This is a genomic window from Desulfosoma caldarium (genome assembly GCF_003751385.1).
GTDB lineage: Bacteria > Desulfobacterota > Syntrophobacteria > Syntrophobacterales > DSM-9756 > Desulfosoma > Desulfosoma caldarium.
In genome coordinates, this window is sequence record NZ_RJVA01000010.1 from 225,325 (window position 1) to 250,005 (window position 24,681).

23 protein-coding genes and 1 tRNA gene are annotated in these 24,681 nt (G+C 56.3%); 17 read left to right on the forward strand and 7 right to left on the reverse strand.

Annotation, left to right across the window (positions count from 1 at the left end; genetic code table 11):
* Window positions 1-11 precede the first annotated feature (11 nt).
* Window positions 12-1,808 carry an RNA polymerase sigma factor RpoD gene (rpoD, locus tag EDC27_RS04205; protein ID WP_123289363.1) on the forward strand — a complete coding sequence of 599 codons (1,797 nt, stop codon included), beginning with the start codon at window positions 12-14 and terminating at the stop codon, window positions 1,806-1,808.
* 300 nt (window positions 1,809-2,108) lie between these two features.
* Here rpoD and EDC27_RS04215 read toward each other — a convergent pair whose 3' ends face one another.
* The gene (locus EDC27_RS04215) at window positions 2,109-3,470 is read right to left on the reverse strand and encodes an FAD-dependent oxidoreductase (RefSeq protein WP_123289365.1); all 1,362 of its coding nucleotides are present in this window, start codon (window positions 3,468-3,470) and stop codon (window positions 2,109-2,111) included.
* A gap of 325 nt (window positions 3,471-3,795) precedes the next feature.
* Between EDC27_RS04215 and EDC27_RS04220 the strand changes: the two genes are divergently transcribed.
* The 11 genes from EDC27_RS04220 to EDC27_RS04270 all read left to right on the forward strand — a co-directional run bounded on the left by EDC27_RS04220 (window position 3,796) and on the right by EDC27_RS04270 (window position 12,238).
* On the forward strand, window positions 3,796-3,996 hold the full coding sequence (locus EDC27_RS04220) for a cold-shock protein (RefSeq protein WP_123289366.1): 201 nt from the start codon (window positions 3,796-3,798) through the stop codon (window positions 3,994-3,996).
* 157 nt (window positions 3,997-4,153) lie between these two features.
* Window positions 4,154-4,229: transfer RNA gene (locus EDC27_RS04225), tRNA-Ile, on the forward strand.
* Window positions 4,230-4,433: 204 nt separating this feature from the next.
* The gene (locus EDC27_RS04230) at window positions 4,434-5,324 is read left to right on the forward strand and encodes a Nif3-like dinuclear metal center hexameric protein (RefSeq protein WP_123289367.1); all 891 of its coding nucleotides are present in this window, start codon (window positions 4,434-4,436) and stop codon (window positions 5,322-5,324) included.
* Window positions 5,281-6,027, forward strand: a complete 747-nt coding sequence (locus tag EDC27_RS04235; RefSeq protein ID WP_170161579.1) for a zinc ribbon domain-containing protein — start codon at window positions 5,281-5,283, stop codon at window positions 6,025-6,027. The genes EDC27_RS04230 and EDC27_RS04235 overlap by 44 nt, the downstream gene beginning before the upstream one ends.
* Before the next feature lie 92 nt (window positions 6,028-6,119).
* Window positions 6,120-7,073, forward strand: coding sequence for a ribose-phosphate diphosphokinase (locus tag EDC27_RS04240; RefSeq protein ID WP_123289369.1), 954 nt, complete (start codon window positions 6,120-6,122; stop codon window positions 7,071-7,073).
* 55 nt (window positions 7,074-7,128) lie between these two features.
* A complete protein-coding gene (locus EDC27_RS04245; RefSeq protein WP_123289370.1) occupies window positions 7,129-8,445 on the forward strand; it encodes a uracil-xanthine permease family protein in 1,317 nt (438 codons plus the stop codon).
* A 41-nt stretch (window positions 8,446-8,486) separates the two neighbouring features.
* Window positions 8,487-8,909: an NUDIX domain-containing protein gene (locus EDC27_RS04250; protein WP_123289673.1), complete on the forward strand. Its 423-nt coding sequence runs from the start codon at window positions 8,487-8,489 to the stop codon at window positions 8,907-8,909.
* On the forward strand, window positions 8,906-9,724 hold the full coding sequence (gene fdhD, locus EDC27_RS04255) for a formate dehydrogenase accessory sulfurtransferase FdhD (protein ID WP_148045682.1): 819 nt from the start codon (window positions 8,906-8,908) through the stop codon (window positions 9,722-9,724). The genes EDC27_RS04250 and fdhD overlap by 4 nt, the downstream gene beginning before the upstream one ends.
* A gap of 2 nt (window positions 9,725-9,726) precedes the next feature.
* The gene (locus EDC27_RS04260; RefSeq protein ID WP_281273118.1) at window positions 9,727-10,914 is read left to right on the forward strand and encodes an aminotransferase class V-fold PLP-dependent enzyme; all 1,188 of its coding nucleotides are present in this window, start codon (window positions 9,727-9,729) and stop codon (window positions 10,912-10,914) included.
* A gap of 5 nt (window positions 10,915-10,919) precedes the next feature.
* Window positions 10,920-11,378 (forward strand): N-acetyltransferase, encoded by a 459-nt coding sequence (locus EDC27_RS04265; RefSeq protein WP_123289373.1) that lies wholly within the window; start codon window positions 10,920-10,922, stop codon window positions 11,376-11,378.
* A gap of 179 nt (window positions 11,379-11,557) precedes the next feature.
* Window positions 11,558-12,238, forward strand: a complete 681-nt coding sequence (locus EDC27_RS04270) for an N-acetylmuramoyl-L-alanine amidase (protein ID WP_170161580.1) — start codon at window positions 11,558-11,560, stop codon at window positions 12,236-12,238.
* A 161-nt stretch (window positions 12,239-12,399) separates the two neighbouring features.
* On the opposite strand, the gene EDC27_RS04275 is transcribed toward EDC27_RS04270, so the two are convergent.
* The 3 genes from EDC27_RS04275 to EDC27_RS04285 all read right to left on the reverse strand — a co-directional run bounded on the left by EDC27_RS04275 (window position 12,400) and on the right by EDC27_RS04285 (window position 16,792).
* Complete coding sequence (locus EDC27_RS04275; protein ID WP_123289375.1) at window positions 12,400-13,047, reverse strand: hypothetical protein; 648 nt, start codon at window positions 13,045-13,047, stop codon at window positions 12,400-12,402.
* Window positions 13,048-13,205: 158 nt separating this feature from the next.
* Window positions 13,206-15,515: a PEP/pyruvate-binding domain-containing protein gene (locus EDC27_RS04280; RefSeq protein ID WP_170161581.1), complete on the reverse strand. Its 2,310-nt coding sequence runs from the start codon at window positions 15,513-15,515 to the stop codon at window positions 13,206-13,208.
* Window positions 15,516-15,541: 26 nt separating this feature from the next.
* Entirely contained in the window at window positions 15,542-16,792 is a 1,251-nt protein-coding gene (locus EDC27_RS04285; protein WP_123289377.1) for a Glu/Leu/Phe/Val family dehydrogenase, read from the reverse strand.
* A gap of 279 nt (window positions 16,793-17,071) precedes the next feature.
* Here EDC27_RS04285 and EDC27_RS04290 point away from each other — a divergent pair, with 279 nt between their 5' ends.
* Both EDC27_RS04290 and EDC27_RS04295 read left to right on the forward strand, forming a co-directional pair.
* On the forward strand, window positions 17,072-18,637 hold the full coding sequence (locus EDC27_RS04290; RefSeq protein ID WP_123289378.1) for an FMN-binding glutamate synthase family protein: 1,566 nt from the start codon (window positions 17,072-17,074) through the stop codon (window positions 18,635-18,637).
* 86 nt (window positions 18,638-18,723) lie between these two features.
* The gene (locus EDC27_RS04295; protein WP_123289379.1) at window positions 18,724-18,930 is read left to right on the forward strand and encodes a 4Fe-4S binding protein; all 207 of its coding nucleotides are present in this window, start codon (window positions 18,724-18,726) and stop codon (window positions 18,928-18,930) included.
* Window positions 18,931-19,848: 918 nt separating this feature from the next.
* Here EDC27_RS04295 and EDC27_RS15910 read toward each other — a convergent pair.
* Window positions 19,849-20,013 (reverse strand): hypothetical protein, encoded by a 165-nt coding sequence (locus EDC27_RS15910; RefSeq protein ID WP_170161582.1) that lies wholly within the window; start codon window positions 20,011-20,013, stop codon window positions 19,849-19,851.
* 257 nt (window positions 20,014-20,270) lie between these two features.
* Here EDC27_RS15910 and EDC27_RS04305 point away from each other — a divergent pair, with 257 nt between their 5' ends.
* Together EDC27_RS04305 and EDC27_RS04310 are read left to right on the forward strand one after the other, a co-directional pair.
* On the forward strand, window positions 20,271-20,702 hold the full coding sequence (locus EDC27_RS04305; RefSeq protein WP_170161583.1) for a DUF4870 domain-containing protein: 432 nt from the start codon (window positions 20,271-20,273) through the stop codon (window positions 20,700-20,702).
* Between the two features lie 20 nt (window positions 20,703-20,722).
* Window positions 20,723-21,217, forward strand: coding sequence for a hypothetical protein (locus tag EDC27_RS04310; RefSeq protein WP_123289382.1), 495 nt, complete (start codon window positions 20,723-20,725; stop codon window positions 21,215-21,217).
* On the opposite strand, the gene EDC27_RS04315 is transcribed toward EDC27_RS04310, so the two are convergent.
* A complete protein-coding gene (locus tag EDC27_RS04315; protein WP_123289383.1) occupies window positions 21,205-22,353 on the reverse strand; it encodes a coiled-coil domain-containing protein in 1,149 nt (382 codons plus the stop codon). The two genes, EDC27_RS04310 and EDC27_RS04315, sit on opposite strands and share 13 nt — an antisense overlap.
* Before the next feature lie 234 nt (window positions 22,354-22,587).
* Between EDC27_RS04315 and gspG the strand changes: the two genes are divergently transcribed.
* Complete coding sequence (gene gspG / locus EDC27_RS04320) at window positions 22,588-23,001, forward strand: type II secretion system major pseudopilin GspG (RefSeq protein WP_245994254.1); 414 nt, start codon at window positions 22,588-22,590, stop codon at window positions 22,999-23,001.
* A 73-nt stretch (window positions 23,002-23,074) separates the two neighbouring features.
* Here the strand turns inward: gspG and cbpB are convergent, their stop codons facing one another.
* Complete coding sequence (cbpB, locus tag EDC27_RS04325) at window positions 23,075-24,466, reverse strand: peptide-modifying radical SAM enzyme CbpB (protein ID WP_123289385.1); 1,392 nt, start codon at window positions 24,464-24,466, stop codon at window positions 23,075-23,077.
* Between the last annotated feature and the right edge of the window lie 215 nt (window positions 24,467-24,681).

Here is a 24,681-nt window from a genome sequence, read left to right on the forward strand (position 1 = left end):
GCCAATGACCTATGACGGAAGAGTTCACGAAAACATCCGAAGAGACATCCCCTAAAAGGCCCGGTCTGGAGGATCTCAAAAAACTTATCAGCGCCGGCAAGGAAAAGGGATACTTGACCTATGACGAACTGAACGAAGTCCTTCCCGAAGAGCTGGTGACGCCGGAAAAGCTGGACGACATGATGATGATCTTCGATGAGATGAACATCGAGATCGTCGATTCAGATCAACAGGTCAAGGTGGTCAAAGAACGCTCCAGCGACGACAAAGTGGAAGAAGAGGACGGCGAAGAAGACGCCGTCGCCGATTTGGACGCGGAAAGCCGCGTGACCGATCCCGTCAAAATGTACTTGAGGGAAATGGGCCAGGTCTCGCTGCTCACTCGGGAAGGCGAAGTGGAAATCGCCAAGCGCATCGAAGCCGGTGAGAGAGAGGTTTTCAATGCGCTGATGGAATCGTCTCTGGGGGTTGAGGAAATCCTTTCCATCAAGGAAGATCTGGAAAACGGGCGAATCCGCATCCACGAGGTGCTCATCGCCACCGAAGAGGAAATGCCCGAAGAAGAAAAGGAACTGCTGCGCGCCAAGGTCATTAATATTCTGGAGCAGGTCAAGAGGCTGGATGCGGAAATTCGAGAAAAGCAAATGCGCCTGATTTCCGAGGAATTGCATCCCGGTGAGAAGGACCTTTTGACCTCGGAAGTGCAAGCTCAGAAAGAGCAGATTGTCAGCCTTCTCAAAAACCTTCAACTGGACAAGCACCAGATTGATCGCATCGTGACGAAGTTGCGTTCCTACCTGGAATCCATCGAACAGGCCGAAAAAGAGCTGGAACATTGCCTGTTGGTGACGGGAAAACCCTTGACCGAACTGCAGCGATGGCTGGACGAGAGGGATCAAGATGATAATGAACTGCGCCAGCACGCGGCACAACTGGGCATGGCCCGAGATGAGCTTGTGGAGCTGATTCGCCGAGGCGTACAAGCGCGGGAAAAGATCACCGATTTCGAAATGAAGGCCAAGATGGATTCCAAAAGTCTTCGGCTTATCCTGCGCAAAGTGGAAGATGGCATGGCTCGAGCCAAGCAAGCCAAGAGCGAGCTCATCGAGGCCAATTTGCGCCTTGTGGTTAGCATCGCCAAGAAATACACCAATCGCGGGCTGCAGTTCTTGGACCTCATTCAGGAAGGCAACATCGGCCTCATGAAAGCTGTGGACAAGTTCGAGTATCAACGGGGCTATAAGTTTAGCACCTATGCCACATGGTGGATTCGTCAGGCCATCACTCGAGCCATCGCCGATCAAGCGCGAACCATTCGCATTCCTGTCCACATGATCGAGACCATCAACAAACTGATTCGCACCTCCAGGTACCTGGTTCAGGAGTTGGGAAGGGAACCCACGCCGGAAGAGATCGCGGAGCGGATGGACTTTCCCGTGGACAAGGTGCGCAAAGTGCTTAAGATTGCCAAGGAACCCATCAGCCTAGAAACTCCCATCGGCGAGGAAGAAGACAGTCATCTTGGCGATTTCATAGAGGACCGTCGGGTCACGTCGCCTGTGGACGCGGTGATCAACCTCAACTTGAGTGAGCAGACGCGCAAGGTTCTGGCGACCCTGACGCCTCGCGAAGAAAAGGTTCTACGCATGCGTTTCGGTATCGGGGAAAAGTCCGATCACACTTTGGAAGAGGTCGGTCAGGATTTTCACGTCACGCGCGAGCGAATTCGTCAAATCGAGGCCAAGGCTCTAAGAAAGCTGCGCCACCCCAGCCGTCGGAAAGAACTCAAGAGCTTTATCGAGACATGAAAAGGGTCAGAGCTTGGGCTGCCCTCCCCGTCTTCTTCGCAAATGACCCCAAAGGGCGCGGGCCAAAGGCCCGCGCTCCCGAGAATAAATCCCTTTAGGCTGTCTCTTAGACGGGCCGCGGCGCGTTGAAAACGGCATGAGGGGCTTGGTCGGGGGTAGGCTTTATCGGTGCCTCCTGGTGCCCGATGCTCTCCTGGACAAAGGACCACCCAATCAAGGTGGCTCGACGGGCGACCCTTCCCATGTCGTGGAGGTGCGGCAGGATGCTCGGCTCGGGATAAAATGGTTGTGGCTCTTTGATCATCCGACTTTCTTGGAAAGAGCGCGCGCGGCAATAATGACGGGATCCCATAAAGGAGAAAAGGGTGGCGCGTACCCCAGGTCCAGTTCGCTCATGGCCTCGGCCGTCAAACCTCCCATGATGGCGGCCGCCACCACGTCGATACGTTTTGCCGATCCCGCTTCGCCGACAATTTGGCCTCCCAGGATCTTGCCCGTCTTTCTATCCGCCAGGAGCTTGACGCGGATGGGGCCGCTTCCCGGAAAATAACCCGCTTTAGTTCGACTTTCGATGGTCTCCGTAACGTAGTCCCAGCCCAGATCTTGCAACTCCCGCTCCTGAAGCCCCGTGCGTCCGATTTCGATGGAACAGATCTTGGTGACGGCCGTCCCGAGCACGCCACCCATGACGGCGTGGCCCCCGGCGATATTCGTTCCCGCCACACGTCCGTGTCGGTTTGCCACTGTTCCCAAAGCCACATAAAACGGACGGCTCGTGATGAAATGGGTGGATTCGGCACAGTCCCCGGCTCCCCATATGCCGTCCACTGCGCAGGCCATACGCGCATTCACTTTTAGGGCCCCGCGAATGCCCAGAGGAACACCGGCCTGTGCTGCCATTTCCGTGTTGGGCTGCACGCCCAGCCCCAGTACGACGATGCTCGCAGGATAGGTGCCTTTGTCCGTGACCACGGAGGTCACAGCGCCGCCTTTGGTCTCAAACCCCATCAGAGATTCCTCCAGGTGCAGTTGCACCCCCTTGGCCACAAGGGCCTCCGCTACGAGCGCGGCCATGTCTGGATCCAACGTCCCCATGACCTGAGGCGCTTTTTCGATCAGGCGCACCTTGAGGCCCAAGAGCAAAAAGGCTTCGGCCATCTCCAGCCCGATGTATCCGCCGCCCACCACCACGGCGCAGCGGGGCTTGAGGACGTCAACGGCCCTTCGCACCTGAAGGCCACTTTCCAGAGTGCTCACTCCAAAAACCCCTTGAGCCTCTCGGCCGGGCACCTCGGGTATAATGGGCCGAGCCCCCGTCGCAATGAGCAGGTCATCGTAGGGTTCCCGGAATAGCCGTCCCGAATCCCGATCCACTACCTCGATGCGCCGAGCCTTGGAATCAATGCCGATCACCTCATGGCCGATGTGGACCTGAATGTTTTGCTTTGCCCGAAACTCCTCCGGGGATCGGGCCACAAGCTTTTGATCGTCGTCGACAAGCCTGCCGACGTAGTAGGGAATGCCTCAGGCAGAGTACGAGGTGTGCGGGCCTTTTTCAAAAACCACAATGTCCAGGTTCGCATCGAGCCGCCTCGCCACCGATGCGGCACTCATGCCCGCCGCATCGCCTCCCACCACAACCATACGTTTTCGTTCTGCCATGCTTGCGCTCCTCATGATGCAGGCCACAGTTTAGGGGAATGGCCATGGTGATGCGTCTTTTGTGAACACTTTGCCTGAGACGGGCCGATTAATTCAAGAGGGAAAGTTTTTTTTGAAAGCGCAAAAAAGTCTTGGCTTTTGTCTGCGAACCTGATAGAAGCCCTCACGTTGATGAAAGCCCAGAGGGGGCTTTCAAAATTTCAGATTCTTGTACGCACGTTGTGGTCCGCTCTTTGGTTTTACCGAGTGTCCGGCTTTTCCTCAGCAGCCTCGCGATCCAAAGCATCACCCGGCATGCCGTACAGAACAGAAGGAGTTCGGTTTTATGCAGCAAGGTCAAGTGAAGTGGTTTAACGAGAAGAAGGGGTTCGGTTTTATTGAAACGCAAGGCGCCGGGGATGTATTTGTCCATTATTCCGGCATCGAAGGCCGCGGTTTTCGTACCCTGACCGAAGGTGACGCCGTGGTCTTTGAAATTTCCCAAACCCCCAAGGGACCTCAGGCCATCAATGTTCGCCGTGCCTAGTTCCTGATTCGGCATGACCCTTCAACGCCCCGAAAGGCTTCGTCTTTCGGGGCGTTGTTGTTTGGCGCGCTGTCGGCGTGGGAAAAAACGAGCTATGCTACCTTTTCCTTGACACATTGAGAAACTCACTTTTATATACGTATTCACTTTTGCTTTCGGGCCCATAGCTCAGTTGGTAGAGCCACCGGCTCATAACCGGTCGGTCCCTGGTTCGAGGCCAGGTGGGCCCACCATATTCTTCGGGAAAGTGGCCGTGGCATGAAACAACCCATCACTAAGAGCCGACAAGTCCGTTCCATTGAAGGCTTAAAAGCCAAATCCTGCGAACAAAAGGTACCCATACGCTCAGGGGGTGTTCCTCGCAAGGAACACCCCCTTTGCTTTTCGCAGCATGCCGAACGCACCCCATCCATGCCCCGCTCACAAAGGACTCGCCCATGAGAACGCATGTCACCGTCGCGGATGTTCTGCAATGGATCGACGATCTTGCCCCCTTTCGGTTTGCCGAAAGCTGGGATCATTGCGGGTTGCAGGTGGGGGATCCTCAAGAGAAAGTCTCCGGCGTGCTGGTGGCTCTGGACCCGTCGCTTTCCACGGTTCAGGAAGCAGCCCAAAGGCAATGCCAAGTGTTGGTGGTGCACCATCCCCTGTTTTTCAAACCGCTCACTTCCATTTTCCTGGATCGTTCGCCTGGACGAATCGTTGCGGAAGCCATTCGCCACAACGTCCATATTATCTCGGCCCATACCAATCTGGATGCGGCATCCTGCGGCACCAACAACGTTCTCGCTCAAGCCATAAGCCTGCACATTCAGGGCTCCCTGGAAAACCTTTCCACGGCCGATTCCGACCCACGCTACCTTGGTTTGGGCCTCTACGGCCTCTTACCCAAAACATGCTCGGCCTTGGAACTCACGCAACAGCTAGCTCACATTTTGAGTTTACAAACGGTTCGCCTCATCGGCCATCCGGAAACACTTGTGCACAAAGTGGCTCTGTGCACGGGAAGCGGCATGAGCCTTCTCGGTCGCGCTAAGCAAAACGGCTGTGACGCTTTTATTACCGGCGATGTGAAGTATCACGATGCACAATCCGCACTCGACCACAACATCGTGGTCATCGACATCGGCCATTTCGCCTCGGAAGCCCTGGTGGTGTCCCCGTTGGCGGAAGCCCTTCGGGCAGCGGCTCGTCGCCACGACGCCGCCATTGACATCTGGACAAGCACCGTGGAAAGCGATCCTTTTCTTACGGTGATTTTTGATGACAAAAGGAGGACATGCCTTGCAGGAACAACTGAAGTACCTGGTGGAACTCCAGATTCTTGAAAACAAAAAGGCGCAACTCCTGCGAAAGCGCGAGGAAACGCCGCTCAAAATTGCCGCACTTGACAAGGAATTTGCCGCCTTGGAAAGCGAATATCTTTTGAAAAAGACAGAACATGACCACGCGGTGCAACTCCGCCGCTCGGAAGAAAAGGAAATCGCCGATCTGGAAGCCCGCATTCGGCGCAGTCGCCAGAAAGAGCACGAAGTAAAGACCAACCGAGAATACCACGCCCTGCTCAAGGAAATTCAAGACCTTCAAGATGAGATTCGAGCCCGGGAAGATCACGTGCTGGAACTCATGGAGAAGAGTGAAACCCTTTCCAAGGAACTGAAAAGCATGGCGCAGGAACTGGACAAGCGCCGAAAGGCATTAGAGGAACAAAAAGCAGCATTGCAAAGGGAAGGCGATCAAGTGGAGGAAAAGATCGCGCGCCTAGAACAACTTCAGGCGCAGGTTCGCGAGAAACTTGTGCCTTTAATCTTCAATAAATGGAACACTTTGAGCCAGCGCTACAAAGGAGTGGCCGTGGCTCCGGTCAGCCAAGGCGTGTGCCAGATGTGCCACCTCAACATTCCACCCCAGCGGTTTATCGAACTCCTTCGGGACCAAGACATCCTCACCTGCCCTCACTGCCATCGTTTCATTTACTGTCCAGAAAACGAAGCGTATCGGGCGATTCACGAAAACTTCAAGGATTTCTGAAAGGCTGTTGCAAATTTGGGTCTCGTGGACTATGAAAGGACCGCTCAGATCGTGAAGGGCAGAACGTTTTGTAACACGGAGGAGAGCCGTCCATGGCGACCTATGGTTTAAAGATCTTTTCGGGTAACAGCAATTTGGAACTGGCTCAAAAGATCTGCGATGCTTTGGAAATTCCTCTAGGGCGCGCCTTGGTGACCACCTTTAGCGACGGGGAAATACGTGTGGAGATAGGAGAAAACGTCCGTGGGGCGGACGTTTTTGTGGTGCAGTCCGGAGCCCCTCCGGTCAACGATCACCTCATGGAACTGCTCGTCATGATCGATGCCCTGAAGCGGGCTTCCGCCCGCCGCATTACCGCAGTCATTCCCTACTACAGCTACTCCCGGCAAGATCGAAAAAACAAGCCCCGCGTACCCATCACGGCGCGGCTTGTGGCGGACCTCATCACGAGCGTCGGCACGGACCGCATTCTCACCATGGACCTCCACGCAGGCCAGATTCAAGGCTTTTTCGATATTCCCGTGGACAATCTTTATGCCTCCCCCATCTTGCTTCCCTATATTCGTGAACACTTCAACCACAACCTGGTGGTGGTGAGCCCGGATGCCGGAGGCGTTCCGCGCGCCCGCGCGTATGCGCAGCGGCTTCCTGCTGGGTTGGCTTTGATCGACAAACGGCGTGTGGACGTCAATGAGGCCGAAGTGATGAACATCATTGGGGATGTGGCCGGCAAGACCGCCATCATTTTGGACGACATGGCCGACACGGCGGGAACCCTGGTGGAGGCCAGCAAGGCTTTGTTGGAACGCGGCGCCCGTGAAGTGCATGCCTGTGTCACCCATCCCGTGCTTTCGGGCCCTGCGGTGGAGCGCATCGAAAAAAGCGAACTCAAGAGCCTGGTGGTAACGGACACGCTCCCGCTTCGACCTCAAGCCGCCCATTGCGATAAGATCACGGTGGTGTCAGCGGCCCGGTTGTTCAGTCAGGCCATCAAAAGCATTCACAACGAGGATTCCATCAGCAGCCTCTTTGATATTCAACACTGAAAACCGCATAAGACTGGCTTCGCAATTTGGGAAATGGGGCTAAATCGGCGTCGCCATGCCATCTTCAGGTTCCGACCAATATCTCTACGGGCTCGACGACCACCCTCCCCTTGGTTTGACCCTATTGTACGCTCTGCAGTGGGCCATGATCATCTTTCCCGCTTACGTGATCACCGCCAAGATCGCGGCCCAAGCTCTCCATCTTGCCGGCCCCACGGAAGCCCTCTTTCTTCAGATCACGCTCGTCTGCTCAGGGTTCGGCACGCTGGTTCAGACCCTTTGGGGGCACCGGTATCCGCTCGTGGAAGGGCCGGCCACGGCGCATCTTTTAACTTTCGTGTCTCTGAGTCCTCTGGGTATGGACGTCATTCAAGGGGCTTCGGCGACCGCGGCGGCATCCCTGGCCCTGGCTGCCACCACGGGAGTCATGAAATACGTGGTGCGCCTCTTTACGCCCAACGTGGTGGGCGTCATTTTAATCCTCATCGCCTTTTCTCTTCTGCCTCACTTGATCCCTTCCCTACTGGGGTTGGACGCTCGGCACACTGAGCCTTCCGTGGCTGTGCTGAGCGTGACTCTTGCCTTGGTGGTCTTGATGGCCATCTTGGGACAGCACCTCAAGGGTGTCTGGAAGACGTGCAATCTCGCTTTGGGACTGGTCGTGGGCACCGTCCTTTTTTCCTTTTTCGATCGCGTGAACTGGAACGCTCCGCTAACTGCGTCGTGGCTTTCCCTGCCTCAGCCCTGGGTTCCCTTTGCGCCTCGATGGCACGGCGGCGCCTTTGTAGCCTTTCTCATGACCTACTTGGCCATCGCGGTCAACAGCATCGGAAGCCTGCAGTCCATGGAAGCCGTGACGCGCCCTGCTCAGGCGGACACGGCACTGCGCCGAGGTCTCGTGGTCAACGGCCTTTGCGGTGTGGTCTGCGGCTTCTTTGGCGTCGTGGGGACGGTTAGCTATAGTACCGGACCGGGCGTGGTCCTTGCCAGTCGCGTGGCCAGCCGGTTTCCTCTGGCTTGGTGCGGCGCTCTGGTGATCGTTGCCGCTTTTGTTCCCAAGCTGGTGGCCGTCCTGACCCTGGTGCCGTCGGCGGTGGTGGCGTCGGCACTGTGCGTGGCCATGGCGGGCCAAGTGGGCGCAGGTTTGGCGGTTATCGGGGCAAGACGGACCCTGGCATCCCGTGACTATTTTGTCGTGGGCATTCCCGTCCTGCTCGGCACGCTCTTGGCCTTTCTCCCTTCGTCCTTTATAGTGTCCATGTCAGGAACGGTTCGCATTTTTTTGGGAAACGGCTTGATCTTTGGCATCCTTATTGTTTTGCTGCTCGAACATGTGGTTTTTGGGAAAAAGTCCAAGGAGCGAGCGACGTGAAAGCCCACGTTGTTTCGTGCCCTCACTGCGGTGCCGAAGTGCTGAAATACCGCCAACCGGCGCTGACGGTGGATGTGATCATTCACCCTCAGGACGCCCCGGGCCGTGTCGTGCTGATACGCCGAAGAAATCCCCCCTTGGGCTGGGCACTTCCCGGGGGATTTGTTGACGAGGGTGAAAGCTTGGAGCGCGCGGCGCAACGGGAGGCCAAGGAAGAAACGGGGCTGGACCTGGAGGACTTGAGGCAGTTTCGGGCCTATTCGGAGCCGAATCGAGACCCTAGACGACACACGGTCACCGTGGTCTTTTCGGCCACAGGCATCGGTCGCGCTCGAGCGGCGGACGATGCGCAAGATCTCGGGATTTTTTCACTGGAAGCACTCCCCCAGGACATGGCCTTCGATCATCGCCGCATTCTGGAAGATTACATGCAGTGGACGCTTCGAAGTGTGGTGCCGTCGTGAGTCCTAAGCCTCTGGGTTCCCTAATGAGCGACGTGGAAAAAGTGGCCAGTGTGCCCGTGTTCATTTATTCGCCCGACGGCCTTTGCGAGCAAAGAGTCCAATGGGTAATTGAGGAAACACCTGTCACACTCTACATCAACGGCAAGGAATTGGTGACGCTTCTCTGTGCCGGACACCACCTGGACGAATTGGCCGTGGGGTTCGCTTACGCTGAAGGTTTCCTGGATAACCTGGAGGAGCTCCACGAGCTTCGCATCGATCACGAACAAGGGCGAATATTTCTCGAAGTCCAAGGGAAAGATCACCTGGCCTTTGATCTCTGGAATAAGCGCACCATCAGTTCCGGATGCGGGAAAGGGACGGTTTTTTACCATGCTCTGGACGCCTTGCTGGCCCGGCCCATGGCGCAGGGACCGATTTTTTCCGCGCGCACGGTTTGGGAACGCATGGAAGACCTTCACGGGTTGAGCCAGACGTACAAAAGAACCCACGGCGTCCACAACTGCGCCTTGGCCGATGCTGAGGGGATTGTGGTTTTCCGGGATGACATCGGCCGCCACAATGCCGTCGATATGCTCGTGGGTCACAGCCTCTTGAACGAACTTCCTCTGACCGATAAGATGCTCGTCACCACAGGGAGGCTCACCTCGGAAATCGTCATCAAAGCCGCTAAGGTGGGCCTTCCGTGCCTTGTGAGCCGCAATACGGCGACAACTTTGGCCATTCGACTGGCGCAGGACGTGAACATGACGCTTATCGGCTATGCCAGGGCCGGGAAATTCACCGTATACACAGGCAAGCAGCGCCTCGCATGAACATGGACACCCCACAAGGGGGCAGGCAATCCGAGATTTATTTGGACCATGCCGCGACAAGCTTTCCGAAGCCAAAAAGCGTCGTGGCGGAAGTGACGCGGGCCGTGGCGGAGTTGGCTTCTCCGGGGCGTGGCCAATCCCGACGAGCGATGTGGGCCGAAGCGATGGTGCGGGAGGCGCGAGACAGGGCGGCGCGTTTTTTCGCCGTTCCCGAACCTTCGCGCCTCGTCTTTACCAAGAGCGCCACGGAAAGCCTCAATATGGCCCTCAAGGGTTTTCTGAAGAAAGGCCATCGCGTTCTCACATCGTCCATGGAACACAACGCCGTCGCTCGCCCCTTAGCCCGTTTGGCTGAAGAAAGGGCGGTGGAAATCATTCGAGTCCCGTGCTTTGCCGACGGATCCTTGAATTTGGATGCCTTGCGACGCGCCTTGGATCCACCACCGGCGCTGGCCGTCTTTGTCCATGCGTCCAACGTGAACGGAGCCCTGGTCGCCACACCGAAGGTCCTTTCCCTGTGTCGCGAAGCCGGAGTTCCCGTTGTGCTCGATGCCGCTCAAACGGCGGGGCTTCTTCCCATCTCTGTGGTGGACCATGACCTGGGCATGCTTGCCTGTTCCGGCCACAAGGGACTCTTGGGGCCTTCCGGCATCGGAGTCCTCTACATTCGAAGCGACCTGCAGGTGGAGCCCCTCATTGAAGGCGGCACCGGAAGTCATTCTGAGCAATGGGTTCAGCCTCGGGAGATGCCCGAGGCCATGGAAAGCGGAACGCCCAACATACCCGGCATTGCCGGCCTTCAAGCAGGCTTGGAATGCGTGTCGGCCATGGGTCTTGAGACCCTGCAACGGCATGAATTGGGATTGGCCGATGACGTTGCCCAAAGACTGCAGGGGATCAAGGGAGTACAGGTCTACAGGCCTTCGGTTCGCGGTGGCAACGCCGTTTCTTTCACTGTGGAAGGAATGGCGCCGCACGATGTTGCAGCGATCCTGGCCGAAGCCGGCATTGCGGTTCGGGCTGGTCTCCACTGTGCTCCATGGGCTCACGAAACCCTGGGCACCTACCCCACGGGAACTGTGCGCGTTTCACCGGGTTGGTGCACAACCCGCGAAGATCTCGACGCTTTTACGGAAATCGTCGACGCGATGCTCACACGGCGACGCCGCAGACATTTAGGAAGGGCCTAGACGGCATGATACGAAAGGCACGCATTCACGATGCCAAGGATCTGCATAAAATCTTGAACGGCTTTGCCGCTCAAGGCAAGCTGCTGCCCCGGTCTCTGAGCGATCTTTACACGCACATTCGGGAATTCGTGGTCTGGGAATCCGAGGGAACGGGCGAGATCCTAGGCTGCTGCAGCTTGCACATCGTCTGGGAAGACTTGGCAGAAGTGCGTTCCCTGGCCGTTGTGCCTCAATGCCAAGGACAAGGCATTGGTACCTCCCTGGTCCACGCCTGCCTTCAGGAAGCCAGAGAACTGGGCCTTGCCCGCATCTTTGCTTTGACCTATGAAATCAGATTCTTTGAAAAACTCGGTTTTCGGATTACAGATAAGCAGGTGTTTCCGCAAAAAATTTGGGCGGATTGCTTGCACTGCACCAAATTTCCGGACTGTGACGAAACGGCAATGGTTCTGGACTTGGATTAAGGAGCGACGGGCCCATGAGCTCCTTTGCGGGACCTTGTGCATGGCGAACGACGGGACTGTTTCTGATACTCGTGTCGCTGGCCTTGTGGGGCTGCACATCTCACAAACCCGCTCCCTTCGCTGTGCCGGCGCCGGGGGGCACACCGCCGCCGCACCCCGCACCCTCATTAGGAGTTCCGGTGCCCCAGCGCATCCAGGTGATCCAAGAACCCTTGGCAAACCAGCAGAAACCGCGAACCGTCATCCATGAAGTCGCCCCCATGGAAACCATATGGCGCTTGTCCAAGATGTATGGGGTTTCCATGAAATCCATTTACCAAGCCAACAACTTAAAGCCAGGAGCCCCCATTGTCATCGGGCAAAAGCTGATCATTCCCAACGCAACCAAGTTTCAAAATGTTATCCCCCTTTACCCCAACAGATGCTGGCAGTATATCGTGGTGCACCACACGGCCACAGATATCGGCAAGGCCACCCTCATTCATTACAACCACCAGAACCGCGGCTTTTGGAATGGGTTGGGTTACCATTTCCTGATCGACAATGGCACTTTGGGAAAAGGAGATGGCCAGATTGAAGTGTCTCCCCGCTGGATCAAACAACAGAAGGGAGCCCACTGTGTGGCCGGTGGCATGAATGATGTGGGCATTGGTGTGGCTCTGGTGGGCAACTTTAACGAACGACCGCCGACCCCTAAACAAATGCAGTCTCTCGCCCGCCTCATTCGACAGCTGGCCCACTACTACGGGATTCCCCCGAAAAACGTTTTGGGCCACGGTGACGTGCCGGGAGCCAACACGGATTGTCCGGGTAAGCGCTTTCCATGGGGGGAACTCCAAAGGCTCTTGTCATCGGGCTAGGCATCTTGCCTGCGAAGTCTGTTTTATCTATTGCTCTTTTGGAACCGCTAACTGACTGAAATGAGATAATCGGCATTCTTGAGCACTTTCTTGGTCGTTTTCCAAGAACATGGAATTCCCTACCAGCGGCATAAATCAAGATTTGACCCCCATGGTGGGGATCAAGGACGCGGTACAAACCGCTGCCATGCCTCGGGGGCTTTGGGAAATCTCAATGGGCGCCGTGTTCTGAATGGGAGTCGCCCCCGGCGTCGTTCCTTTTCTTGTTGGGCTCGATAGCATTGAGCTTCCCGCATCATACGGGACTTTAGGGTCAGTTTGATCGCATTGCCCTGCGTGTGCTCTTCATCGTCTCCGTCGTAATGGCTTAGAATCATAGTGATCTCTTCGTCATTGGAAATGTCAAAGTTCCATCGCCATGCCACGTAGGCCTGAAAGGGATCCCCCACATACTGTGTCGGCGCGCCATAGCGGGATTTGACGGCCTCGAGTAATTTGTCAAAGAAATCCCGGCTGTCTTCTTCATACTTGACTTTGATTCGCACTATGGTTCCCGGCGCATCGCAGGTTCCGTAAATCACGTAGCCGCTTTGAAAGCCTTCGGGAACCGACACAGCAGCTTCGCGCAGATAAGGGCGCAAACGCACGACGTAGTCCCTGTTCGCCGCAATGCGATTTCCATATTCTTGGATATGAGTCCCCAGGCGGTATCCCGCAATTTCGCGAGGGGGCGGCGGCTGGGCCCAGGAGGTTCCGCATGAACTGAAAACCCACGAAAACAACCATAGGTAGATCCCCACACGTCTCATGGCATCCTTTCCCTTACCCTCTTAAGAAAACGCTTAGAGACGTCGAGAACAAAAGGCGCCGTGACGGCCTTTCGCACCGAAACTCACCGACGTGCCGGCCGCACGAAATTCCTGCCCACGGCCAAAACTCCCATTCAACGCAGGCTCACACTCGCTCATCATCGGCCCGCACTTCCTTTGGGTGCCAGAAAGCCGATACCCCTTTGATGGTGGGCATCCTGATAAACGTGCAACCACAGCCCCTCGGTGGCCTTGGGCACCTGGACAATCTTGATGACATGGGCCCATTGCACCTCGTCCGGACAGATGTGGGCCAAGGCATTGAACGACGGCGCCGAAAAAAAGACTTCGCGAAAAAGCTCCTTCGGATCATCGGGGAAAACGGCCACCGGGACAATTCGCGCTTCCACCAAGTCACTGAAAAAATGCGTTCCATAGGACACTTCCGGCGTAACCCCTTCCCATTCAAAGGCAATCTCGCCCAACACCAGCGCATGGTTGATGTCTTCATACCCCACGGGCACCCCCAAGTGCAGTTCCTTGCTACCCCACCGCCCGGGCCCAAACAGGGCAAACCGTTTTCCTTCCAAGGCTCGGTTGATTTTTCCCACCACTCGTCCCACGGTAGCCTTGAGCGCGGTGTCTTCAAGACGGGCATAAACTTTGGGATCCACATAAACCACATATTCCACATCGAACACAACGGCGTTGAACAAGACATGGGAATTGGTAAAGAGAATCCTATCTTCCGGAATGTTCTTAGGAATGTCCACCTGGGCCAGTTCTTCGTGCACGGCCAGGGTTCGGCATTGCAAAAGATAAAGTTGATCATCGTGCCAGGCAAATTCCACATCCACAGGATGCCCGTAGGCCTTTTCCAGACGCTGAAGAATCTTGCGAAGAAGTCGTGCAAAAGGGGAGCGGCGCAAAAGGTTGTCAAACGTGATGACGGCCATCTCCTGGGGAACACTGTGCCCGCTGAAACCGGGCGACGCCAGATGATCCTCTTCCATCTGAGAAAGGACCCAAAAGGAGGCCTTCGGTGGCACATGCGACAGTACCTCACGGAACGGTACCGTTTCCACACGCCCGGTATCCATATGAAGGGCATCCACAAAGCGCTGGGAATACTTGACGACATCGCGCGCCGAAACCTCTGGTCGCATATCAGGATGGCTTAAGGCAACCAGTCGAGCGTAATCCTGACCGATCCGCTCCACAGCCCGAGTGCCCAAACCAAAGACCACTCGAACCATGCCCTCTTCTTCCCGAATTCTGGGCGACCATCGGTAGGTGTTTCGAGAAAACGCCACGCCCGAAGCGAGGGGAAAAAAGTAGGGACCGTAACGAGCGCCCACCACTTTCTGCACAAGCACGCTCATCTTTTCGTCAAAATCCAGCAACTGATGATCCCGACGGTATAAAATGGGCGCCGGTGCATAGGTGCTCATGTGGACCCGTTTTAATCCCCAAATGAATTCTTCCAGTCGCCTTTCCAGCGGACCTTGATTGGCCAAAAAGACGGAATCGTACTTGCCCGAAAAAGCATGCCCGAAATTGTCCTCCAAGAGGCTCGACGATCTCAAAATCAGAGGGCATTCGCCAACTTTTTCCAGAAACTTTTTGAACATGGCCACCATATCCGGAGGATAGGTCGCTCGAGCGAAACATTCCGAAATATCTTTGTATTCTTCCTCAATGGCTTCTCGGGTCTTGTATTTTTGCGTTCGAAACCAATGGAGATTGTTGTAGTCGATAAAATCGGAAAATATTCCGGAATTGAAATAATAGGACTCCGGGATTCGAAGATACTTGGCCAGCTCTGGATCGGGCGATAAAAACCGCGGCATGAGAATCTTATAGGCCAGAAGCATTCCCGCAGCCTTGCCGCCCACCTTGCCCGACCTTCGAGGATTCCAGTAGGCGCGGTCCATCATCTCGTCGATGTCGCGTAGGGTAATGTACTTCTTGGCAATCCCCACAAAAGGCAGCTGGTTGGAGATGAAATGGTTGATCAAAGCCACGCGAACCCCTTCGGCTTCGCTGGGAGGAATACGCAGATCTCCTTGAGGGACGGCGCAAAATTCCTTGAGTGCTCTTTTGATTTGTTTGGACGTGGCCCCCTCCGCGTGGACCACTCGATCGAGAATCTTGAATTTTTCCAACTTTTGAGCCAGGTGAATGTGATCTTGAATTTCCTTTTCGGAGAAGGCTCGAGCCGCCAGAATGTCCGTGAGAACGGCGGTCACTTCGCGGCGATGCTCCGGCGCATCGGGAAGGCCGAGAGCCTTCAGGGCTTCGTGGACAAGGCCTTCCAGCCACGACGACGTCACAAGACCCCTTTCCACCATGGTGCGCATCAGAAGCCCTCGAATGGCCTCGGCCAAGGAAGCATGGGCAAGGATGCGCTGCTGCACTCGCGCGATGCGCATCCACTGAATGATCTGCTCGGAACGGATATCCATCATGGGTGAGGCCCTGTTCCCCCTTCCTTTCATACCCACCCGCGCAGCTTGCAGGCTTCCGCCACGCGCGCCACGCTAACCAAGTAGGCCGCCTCTCGCAGATTCACCTTATGCCGCTCCGCCATGGCGTGCACATCATGAAAGGCACGGCACATCTTGTCGTTGAGGCGCGCATGAACGTCTCGGATTTCCCAATAGAAATTATAGGTGTTTTGCACCTGCTCAAAATAAGACACCGTAACGCCGCCGGCGTTGGCCAGAAAGTCCGGCAACACCACAATGCCTTTTTCATACAAGATGGCGTCGGCTTCCGGGGTCGTGGGCCCATTGGCCAGTTCGCAGATCATTCGAGCGCGAAGGCGCGGTGCGTTGTCTTCGGTGATCACATTTTCTAATGCCGAAGGGAACAAAACCGTGACGTTCAATTCCAGGAGTTCGGCGTTGCTGAGAGAGTCGGCTTCGGGAAAGCCCACAACGCTGCCTGTTTCTTTCTTGAAGTGAATCAGGGCTGAGGGGTCGATTCCTTGAGGATTATAGACACCTCCTTTGGAATCGGAAGCCGCCACCAATTTGAGACCCAGAATTTCCGCACCCAGCAGTGCCGCATATTGCCCTGCATTGCCGAATCCTTGAATGGCCATGGACCCGCCTTCCAAGGCAATCCCAAAAGCCTTGGCCGCTTCCCGCGTCACATAGATGCCTCCTCGCGCCGTGGCGTCATGGCGCCCCAGGGATCCTCCCAACGGCACAGGTTTCCCTGTAATGACCCCAGGATGATGGTGACCCACAATGGTTTCGTATTCGTCCATCATCCAAGCCATGATTTGGGGCGTGGTGTAGACATCGGGGGCCGGTACATCCTTGGTCACGGCCACGATCCCTGCGATAGCTCGCATGTACGCGCGGGCCAACCGCTCCTTTTCCGCCTCGGAGAGTTCCTTGGGATTGCACACAATGCCCCCTTTTCCTCCTCCAAGCGGAATATCCACCACAGACGTCTTCCACGTCATCCACGCAGCCAGGGCTCGCACGGTGTCCAGCGTTTCGTCCGGATGCCAGCGCAACCCTCCCTTGGCCGGGCCGCGGGCCGTATTGTATTGTACGCGATAGCCTCGAAACACTTTGGTGGACCCGTCATCCATGCGCACCGGCATCATGAAGGCATATTCCCTCATGGGCCAGCGCAAAAGCTCGTGGGTGGCCTCATCCAGGCCGAGTGTCTCGGCCGCCCTATCCAATTGTCTCTGAGCTATGGCAAACGGGTTGATCTGTTCCTTCATGTTTCGCCTCCCTGATGTTTCTCACGACCCTGTTCCGGACACAATGCCTTGGCGTCGATGTCCCCCCGCCCTTGTGAGCACTTTCCTGTTGACAAAGCCTATCACACCTCCTAAACACGTTTGCGTAATTTTTTAGTCTAATGGATCTCCCTGCGCACAACGGCGTGCGGCCTTGAGGGAGCGAAGCCAAGGACGACGGCGTCCAATCTTCTTCATGGTTGAAGAAGGTGGGCGCCTTTTTGTTTGGACAAAAAGACCATTCGTGAGGAGGACTGCAGCATGTCTTACAGCAAGCCGAACCGTAGTGCCGCCACGTTGACGACCACACGCGTGGAACCCGCTCCCATCTCGGGTATTTGTGTCACGTGCCTGGACGGCTGTGAGGGGCCTTGTGAAATCGGCCGATCCGCACTCAAGGGCCGGGAGATGATTTATCCGCAACCCTTTGGAAAAATCACGGCGGGCGCCAGTAAAGAATACCCTGTGGATTTTTCCCACTTCAATATTCAAGGAACCTGTGTGGGTGCCGTGGGAGTGGCGGCCGACCCGGATGTGGCCACATTTCCGGCCGTGGATTGCACAACGGCGGTGGGCGCCGACGGCTCCATTCATCTGGATTTTCCCGTCTTCACCGGTGCCGTTGGGTCTACGGAGATTGCGCGCATCAATTGGGAAGACGTGGCGGTGGGCGCCGCCATTTCGGGGATCATGGTGGTGGCCGGAGAAAACATCTGCGGCATGGACCCACAAGCGGAAATCAAAAACGGGCGGGTGGTCAAATCTCCGGAAATGGAACGGCGCGTGTCCGCATTCAAGCGCTGGTATAACGGCAAGGGCGGCATCATTGTTCAAGCCAATGTGGAAGACACCAAGTTGGGCGTGCCCGAATACGTCATCGAAAAGCTTGGCGTGGAAATCTTTGAACTCAAATGGGGTCAGGGCGCCAAAGATATCGGTGGTGAAGTGAAGCTGCCCACCATAGAAAGGGCTTTGCAACTCAAAGAACGCGGCTACATCGTGTTGCCCGATCCCACCAAGCCGGCGGTCCAAAAGGCCTTTCAAGCCGGCGGCATCACGGAATTTGAACGCCACTCCCGCCTCGGCATGGTGGACGAAGACGGCTTTTACAAGGAAGTGGAAAGGCTGCGCAAGATCGGTGCCAAATACGTGACCTTGAAGACCGGAGCGTACCGACCGGCGGATTTGGCTCGAGCCATCAAGTATTCTTCCCAAGCCAAAATCGATCTTTTGACCATCGACGGCGCCGGCGGTGGCACGGGCATGAGCCCCTGGCGGATGATGAACGAATGGGGCATTCCCACCGTCTACTTGGAATGCATGACTTACGCCATCTGTGAGAAACTCCGAGCCAAAGGGGCCTATGTGCCGCCCATCGCCATGGCCGGAGGGTTGAGCCTGGAAGATCATCTATTCAAGGCCCTTGCACTGGGGGCGCCTTACGTCAAGGCCATCTGCCTGGGACGGGCCATTCTCACCGCCGCCATGGTGGGTAAGACCCATGGCAAGCTCATGGCCAAAAAGATGGCTCAGCAAGGACGAAGCCTTGAAGAAGGCTATTTGTCCCTGTTTGCCGTGGGCAGCCAACTCAAGGAGCGCTTTGGAAACGACTTTGAAAAACTTCCTCCGGGCGCCATCGGCATGTACTCCTACATTGACCGGTTGCGCCAAGGTCTGCAACAGCTTATGGCCGGAGCGCGCAAATTTGCGCTCAAATACATTGACCGAAACGACCTCGTTGCCCTGACTCGAGAAGCGGCGGACATTTCCGGCATTCCCTACATCATGGACAGCGACCGCGAAGAGATTGAAAAAATTCTCGGCTAAGGGTTGAAAAGGCGGCCCCGCCGGAACCCAAAGATGTCGGGGGCCTCTGTGCCCCCTCGAAAGCCCTGAAAAGGAAGGAGTCATTCATGTCCAAGAATGTCTGCGCCCATCTGTGTAAGTCGTGCTATGCGGCCCATGTGTGTGCGGTGCACGCCATCACTGAACTCGACGCATCGGTTCTCATCAATCCGGAAAAATGTATTGGCTGCGGTTCCTGCAAGACAGCCTGCGTCGCTTTCGGCTTCAAGGCCCTGCAAAACAAATCTGCAGCCTCCTTCATGAAAGAGGCCTAACCACCTCAACGTAGGCGAAAAAGCCGCCGGGGCCAGAGCCCCTTTCGGCCCCGGTGGAACAAGGCCACGTTGCCATCGGTTAAAAAACGCAGGCAATTTTCCCCTTGTCCGTCAGTCGGTTTATTCCGTGGCCATGGCCCACGACGGTGGAGCGGCTGTGGGATTCCCGTTTCGCCGTGCTGAGGGGATGGCCGCGGTCAGCTTGATGATGTTATCCTGATGTCCCGCAAAAGCCTTGTTCCCTAGAGGAAACGTCCCCGTTCCTTAAGATTGCGCCCCCCACCTCATGGCCCTTGCCCATAATAAAATGTGTGGCGTCAAAGCTTCCAAGATACATTTCCATGAGATACGGCAGGATTTTGCCTCTCAAATCCCAAGAATTCAAAGCCCGAATGCGCGTGCTTGAAGACGGAGGACCAATGGTCTTGACCACGGGCGCCTCCGGTTCATCTCATCGTCTACGGGAAAAGCGTTCACCGAGGATCCTTCGGTGAAAAACGAAGCGGCGAGAACGTGGAGACCCTCGGCCATTTTGAAAAGGGCCGGCATGGAGGAATAGATCATCTGGCTTTTCACCGGGCACATGATGCTGGGAGTCACCCCTACCCATCGTGACAATTCCGTTTGAGAAAGCCTTCTTTTGTGCGCAGATGCGAAAGACGCCGGCCGATGCTCACGCGGTCCTTCCCCAAACGTCCCGGGAGACAACCACCTGGGGACCGTCCGTCCAGTAAGACACCGGCTCGCCAAAAGAAGGGAGATTCTTTCCCTGTCGGCCTTGAGCACAGTCAGGGTGGCGGCGCGTTTCATCACCATTTCAATGCCAACCTACGCACGCAATCGGGTTGATTCGGGCTTGAAGGTGCGCTGAAAGGGCATTTTTTTCATGATCCAGTAGGCGCCGCCGGTGTTGAGTTCTTAGAGGCGAGGGCAGGGATGGCCGTAAAACATGAAGCGCAGACAAAAGACTGAAGCCAGACTCCCCGCCGCGTCGCACCAGATCACATTGCCCCCAATGACCATGCCCTCCAAGAAATCATCCCATTCCGGAACGCCGGAAACAACCTTCTGTCTCTTCAACATTGGGAACGCTCCCCAGCGAGGAAGGGATTGTCGTGAAACGACGTTAGCCCACCGGGCATGCCACGTCAATGCGCAAGATGAAAAGGAATCCGGGGCGTCCCTTGGTCCTCTGCGCCGCTTCTCCTTCGGCCAACTTTCATCAACGATCCCTTTGGAAGCTTTTGCCCTGCAGCTTCGTCTGTGTTACTTTCGTTGGGGCTTCGGCACGCTCGTTACCCAAACCCAGCCTGAGACGATCACGGGCAAAGGGACCAAACATGACCGCAGATCCGTCAAACGACAAGGATGACGTTGGCACCTGGGCATCCCTGTGCCACTTCAGTGCTTTCCTTGGGGCCATTTGGTGGATCCCCACCAGCACGCTGTGGCTCCCAGTGGGGCATCTTCTGTGCCCCCTGGGCGTCTGGCTCGTCAAGCGAAAAAGATCGCCGAAAATCGACTGGGCCGGAAGGGAAGCCTTAAACTTTCAAATCACCATGACCGCTTACGGGGCTTTGGGCGCTGTGCTGCTTCCCGGCATCGCGGCAACCCTCTGGCTCTGGGCCGTGGCCCTCACGGACCTGTACTGGATTGCTCGTGCCGGCGTGGCGGCCAGTGAAGGGCGGCTCTTTTCGTATCCTCTTGTATTCTGGAGGCTTTTGCGCGAAACCGAAGCCATTCGAGCCATGCGAGAAAAAGAATCTTGGTGAGACGAGCCCAAGGAGAATCCATGGACGGAGCCTTTGACAAACTCCTGCCCATTCTGAGGGAAGGGGTGGATGTGATGAAGATGGTGATTTTCAAGCATCTTAAAGAATATGTTCGTCAGAGCCGTCCCATGATGCCGCCCGATGAGGCGTTGCGCCTCACGGGCGCTGCGGTCAATGAGCTGTTCGGGCACATGCCCGCCGAGGAACCTCATCTGTCTTTTGCCCTGCGCCACGCTGACTGCATTCAAAGGCTTCTCGAAGAGATTCCGGTGAATCTTTCGCCACTTAAGGTACCCATTACGGATGCGCTTCGCATGCAATGCCTATGTGATCGCCTGGAAGGCAAGGATTCCATGAACGTGCTCAAGCAGGCTCAAAGGCTGGGCATTCTCGTCCTGGAGCGGGAGGTGCCGTTGCCGGCATCTTTTATGAGCCTGGTGCGCAGCTGGGGTGTGGCCAGCGGCATCCTCACCGCATCCACTCCAGCTAGCACTCAAAACCTTCAAAAGTCATAGGACCAAAACGCCAGAATGCCTTTTTCTTCAAGATAATGTTCCACCGGCGGCGGAATATCGTGGGCCACGAACACGTGAACAACCTCGCCCCAACCTTCTTGAATGGCCAAACGGCGAGCGATTTTCAGGAACCTATCCACCTCTTTGCGTGACGGGCGCACCTTGCTCTCACCGACAATGACCACTTCACGACCATTGCGACGACCTCGACCCCAAATGTTGACCTGCCGATCGCCCACATACCGACGCAAGAGCTTCCCCTGAACCACAATCCCGTAGCGATCGTGAAGCAGTTTCGGCAAAGCCTTGAAAGCGGCATTTTCCAAGCTGTAACCCACGGAATTGGAGATGCCGTCCAGACGTTCCTCAATGTTTTCCACACGCTGGGTCAATTTCAGAAGCGCTTCTTCCGTGCGTTTCTGCGCCTGGGCCAGTTCTTCCACGCGCTCTTCTGTGCGCTTTTGCGCCGCCGCCAGCTCTTCCAGACGCTCGTCCGTGCGTTTTTGGGCCTGAGCCAGCTCCTTGATGCGTTCTTCGGTGCGTTTCTGCGCGACGGCAAGTTCTTCAAGGCGCTCTTCCGTCCGTTTCTGCGCCCGGGCCAGTTCTTCCACGCGCTCTTCTGTGCGCTTTTGCGCCGCCGCCAGCTCTTTCAGACGCTCGTCCGTACGTTTTTGGGCCTGAGCCAGCTCCTCGATGCGTTCTTCGGTGCGTTTCTGTGCGACGGCAAGTTCTTCAAGGCGCTCTTCCGTGCGCTTCTGCGCCTGGGCCAGTTCTTCCACGCGCTCTTCCGTGCGCTTTTGCGCCGCCGCCAGCTCTTTCAGACGCTCGTCCGTACGTTTTTGGGCCTGAGCCAGCTCCTCGATGCGTTCTTCGGTGCGTTTCTGTGCGACGGCAAGTTCTTTAAGGCACTCTTCGGTCCCCTTGACGGTTTCCGCCAGCTGCGCAAGCTTCCTTTCGGTGAGCTCCTGGGCTTTCGCAAGGCTTTCAATGACTGCCATAAGTTGTTGGAATTCCGCCCTTCTGGCCACATCGTACAATGGCTCGATGGTGCGTAGCACCTCTAATAGAACCGCTTGCAATTCGGAAGGGCTCAGCGATTCATTCTGTAATTTCTGCAGGATATCGATCCAACCCACGGTTTCACCTCACTCGCGACGGTGATCTTTCTGCCCTTTTTAACCCATATGCATGGAGAATTAAAGCTTCAGGGAGTTGACAGACCGCTCCAAAGCTTTTACGCTCCAACGGCTGTGTTCGGAACGGTTTCAAAGCATGCACCCGATGAGGAAACTATGAATAGTCGCTCACTTTTGCAGGCGAGGCCGGCAAGGCACCAAGGGTGGAAAAAGCCACAAGACGGAAAAGATCGGTTGCAGAAACGAAGCCTTCGAGGTTTTACGCTCATTGAACTGCTCATCGTCATGGTCATTTTGGGGCTTTTGGCCGCTCTGGTGGCGCCCAAGATGTTCCAGAAAGTCGGCGCATCCAAGGTCAAAGCCGCCAAGGCGCAGATCGCTCTTCTGGGCACGGCCTTGGATGCTTATCGTCTCGACGTGGGCCGGTACCCCACCACCGAAGAGGGCCTTCAGGCCTTGAGGGTCAATCCAGGCGCCGACACATGGGACGGGCCCTATCTACCCAAGGACGTTCCCAAGGATCCCTGGGGCCGCGACTATGTGTACCGATCCCCCGGGCAACATGGAGACTATGACCTCTATTCATTGGGTGCGGATGGACAGGAAGGTGGAGAAGGTGAAAACGCCGATGTGGTCAGCTGGCAGTAGCACCCATGCGCCTGCGGCGTAAGGGTCTTTGCGTTCGCAGGCGCAGGGTTTCCGTCCGCGGCGTTGTTCTTTTTTAGGCACACCGATAGGTTTCTTCCGTTTCCGACTCCCACCCATTCCACAGGTACGCGGCTTCGCGCCCTTGAGCCACCACGCGGAAGGCGTAGCGGACCTGTTCCTCGTAAAAGTGGCAGTAAGGACTCGGCGCCTCCAACCTGCCACTGACCGCCTGCACCTCCGCAGGGCAAGGCGCTCCGCAAAAATGCCGCACGGCACATCGTCCACAAGGCTCGATGTTTTCCACCTTGCGGCGCGTCACAGCCTGAAAGGGATGGCTTTCCAAAACGCCCGCAATGTCGTCCCGAAACAGGTTTCCGCCTCGGTATTCGGGAAACCCGATGAACTCACTGCATGGAAACAGATCCCCTTGGGCGGACACGGCGAAGAAACAGCGGCCGCCGCCGCACGGGGAAATGTCACACATGAGCCGCCGGCCTGTCGGACCAACCACTCCTGCCAGAACGTTGGCAAAATTGGCAACAACCAGCTTTCTTGAAGTTTTTTCAAACAAGGCGTACGTTCTGTCCAAAGCTGCGCAGAACGCTTCGGCCAGGACGGCATCATCGGGCTTGAGATCCATGCCTCCTTGGCGGGTACACCGCACGGGGTTGAACATCACCACGCCAACGCCGGCGTCGTGATAAAAATCTACCAGCTCCGGCAGGAGCGCCACATTTTCTCGAGTGACCGTCGTGATCACGTTAAAGGCCGGGTACAATGCCAGCCGCTCCATGACCCGGCGCACTTGAGCAAACGCCCCCTTTCCAAGCCAATTTTTTCGAACCTTATCCGCCACGATGGCTTCATGGGCGTCCAGAGAGATGCCGATGCCAACCCCTCGGGACGTGAGAAAATCGATGGCCTCGTCATCCAGAAGGGTCGCATTGGTCTGAATCCCAAACAGGAACCTCCCTCGAAAGCGGTCGATGGCCGAAAAGACCGCATCTCGAGCCAACATGGGCTCCGAGCCGTGAAAGATGAGCTGCGGTGTTGCATCGGGCTCCAGTGTCCGGTCAAAATACTCTGCCAGACGCTCCAGGGCTCGTGCCACCTCTTCCGGCGTCATGGTTGCGCCGTTTCGGCGCATGTCTTCCGGAAGATAACAGTACGTGCAGTTGAAGTTGCACCGTTCCGTCGGGTTGAAATAGACGGCCGAAGGCGTCAACCCAAAACGGAGACGCTGCATCTCGGCTTCAAAGCCTTCCCTTTGCGCCAAAAAGTCCTGGAGCAGAGGCCCGGACAAGGCGTCCGGCAGCGATTCCGCCTCCACAACGGCCCAATAGGCACTGTTCGGCTCGACGACCGCGACGCGATTCGGCAAACCGATGTCCAGCACGGCAAAACAAGGCCCAAAGCCGCTATTGGCGTAGCGGGGACGGCCCTTAAGGAAAACTTCATGACCCATTTACTTGTCCTGTTTCTCTTTGTGACTAGGGGTCAGCAAAATGTAATGGGACAAGCCCGTCGAATCGCCCAACTTTCGGCATCGCCGACGGTACGCAATGATGCGGTTTGCTTTCTTCATGGTTTTCCTCCTCAGTTGATCTTCTGGAATCATCACATTTTGGCCGCGGACCAAATAAAAAGCCCGGAGCCATCCGCATACGCAGATGAACTCCG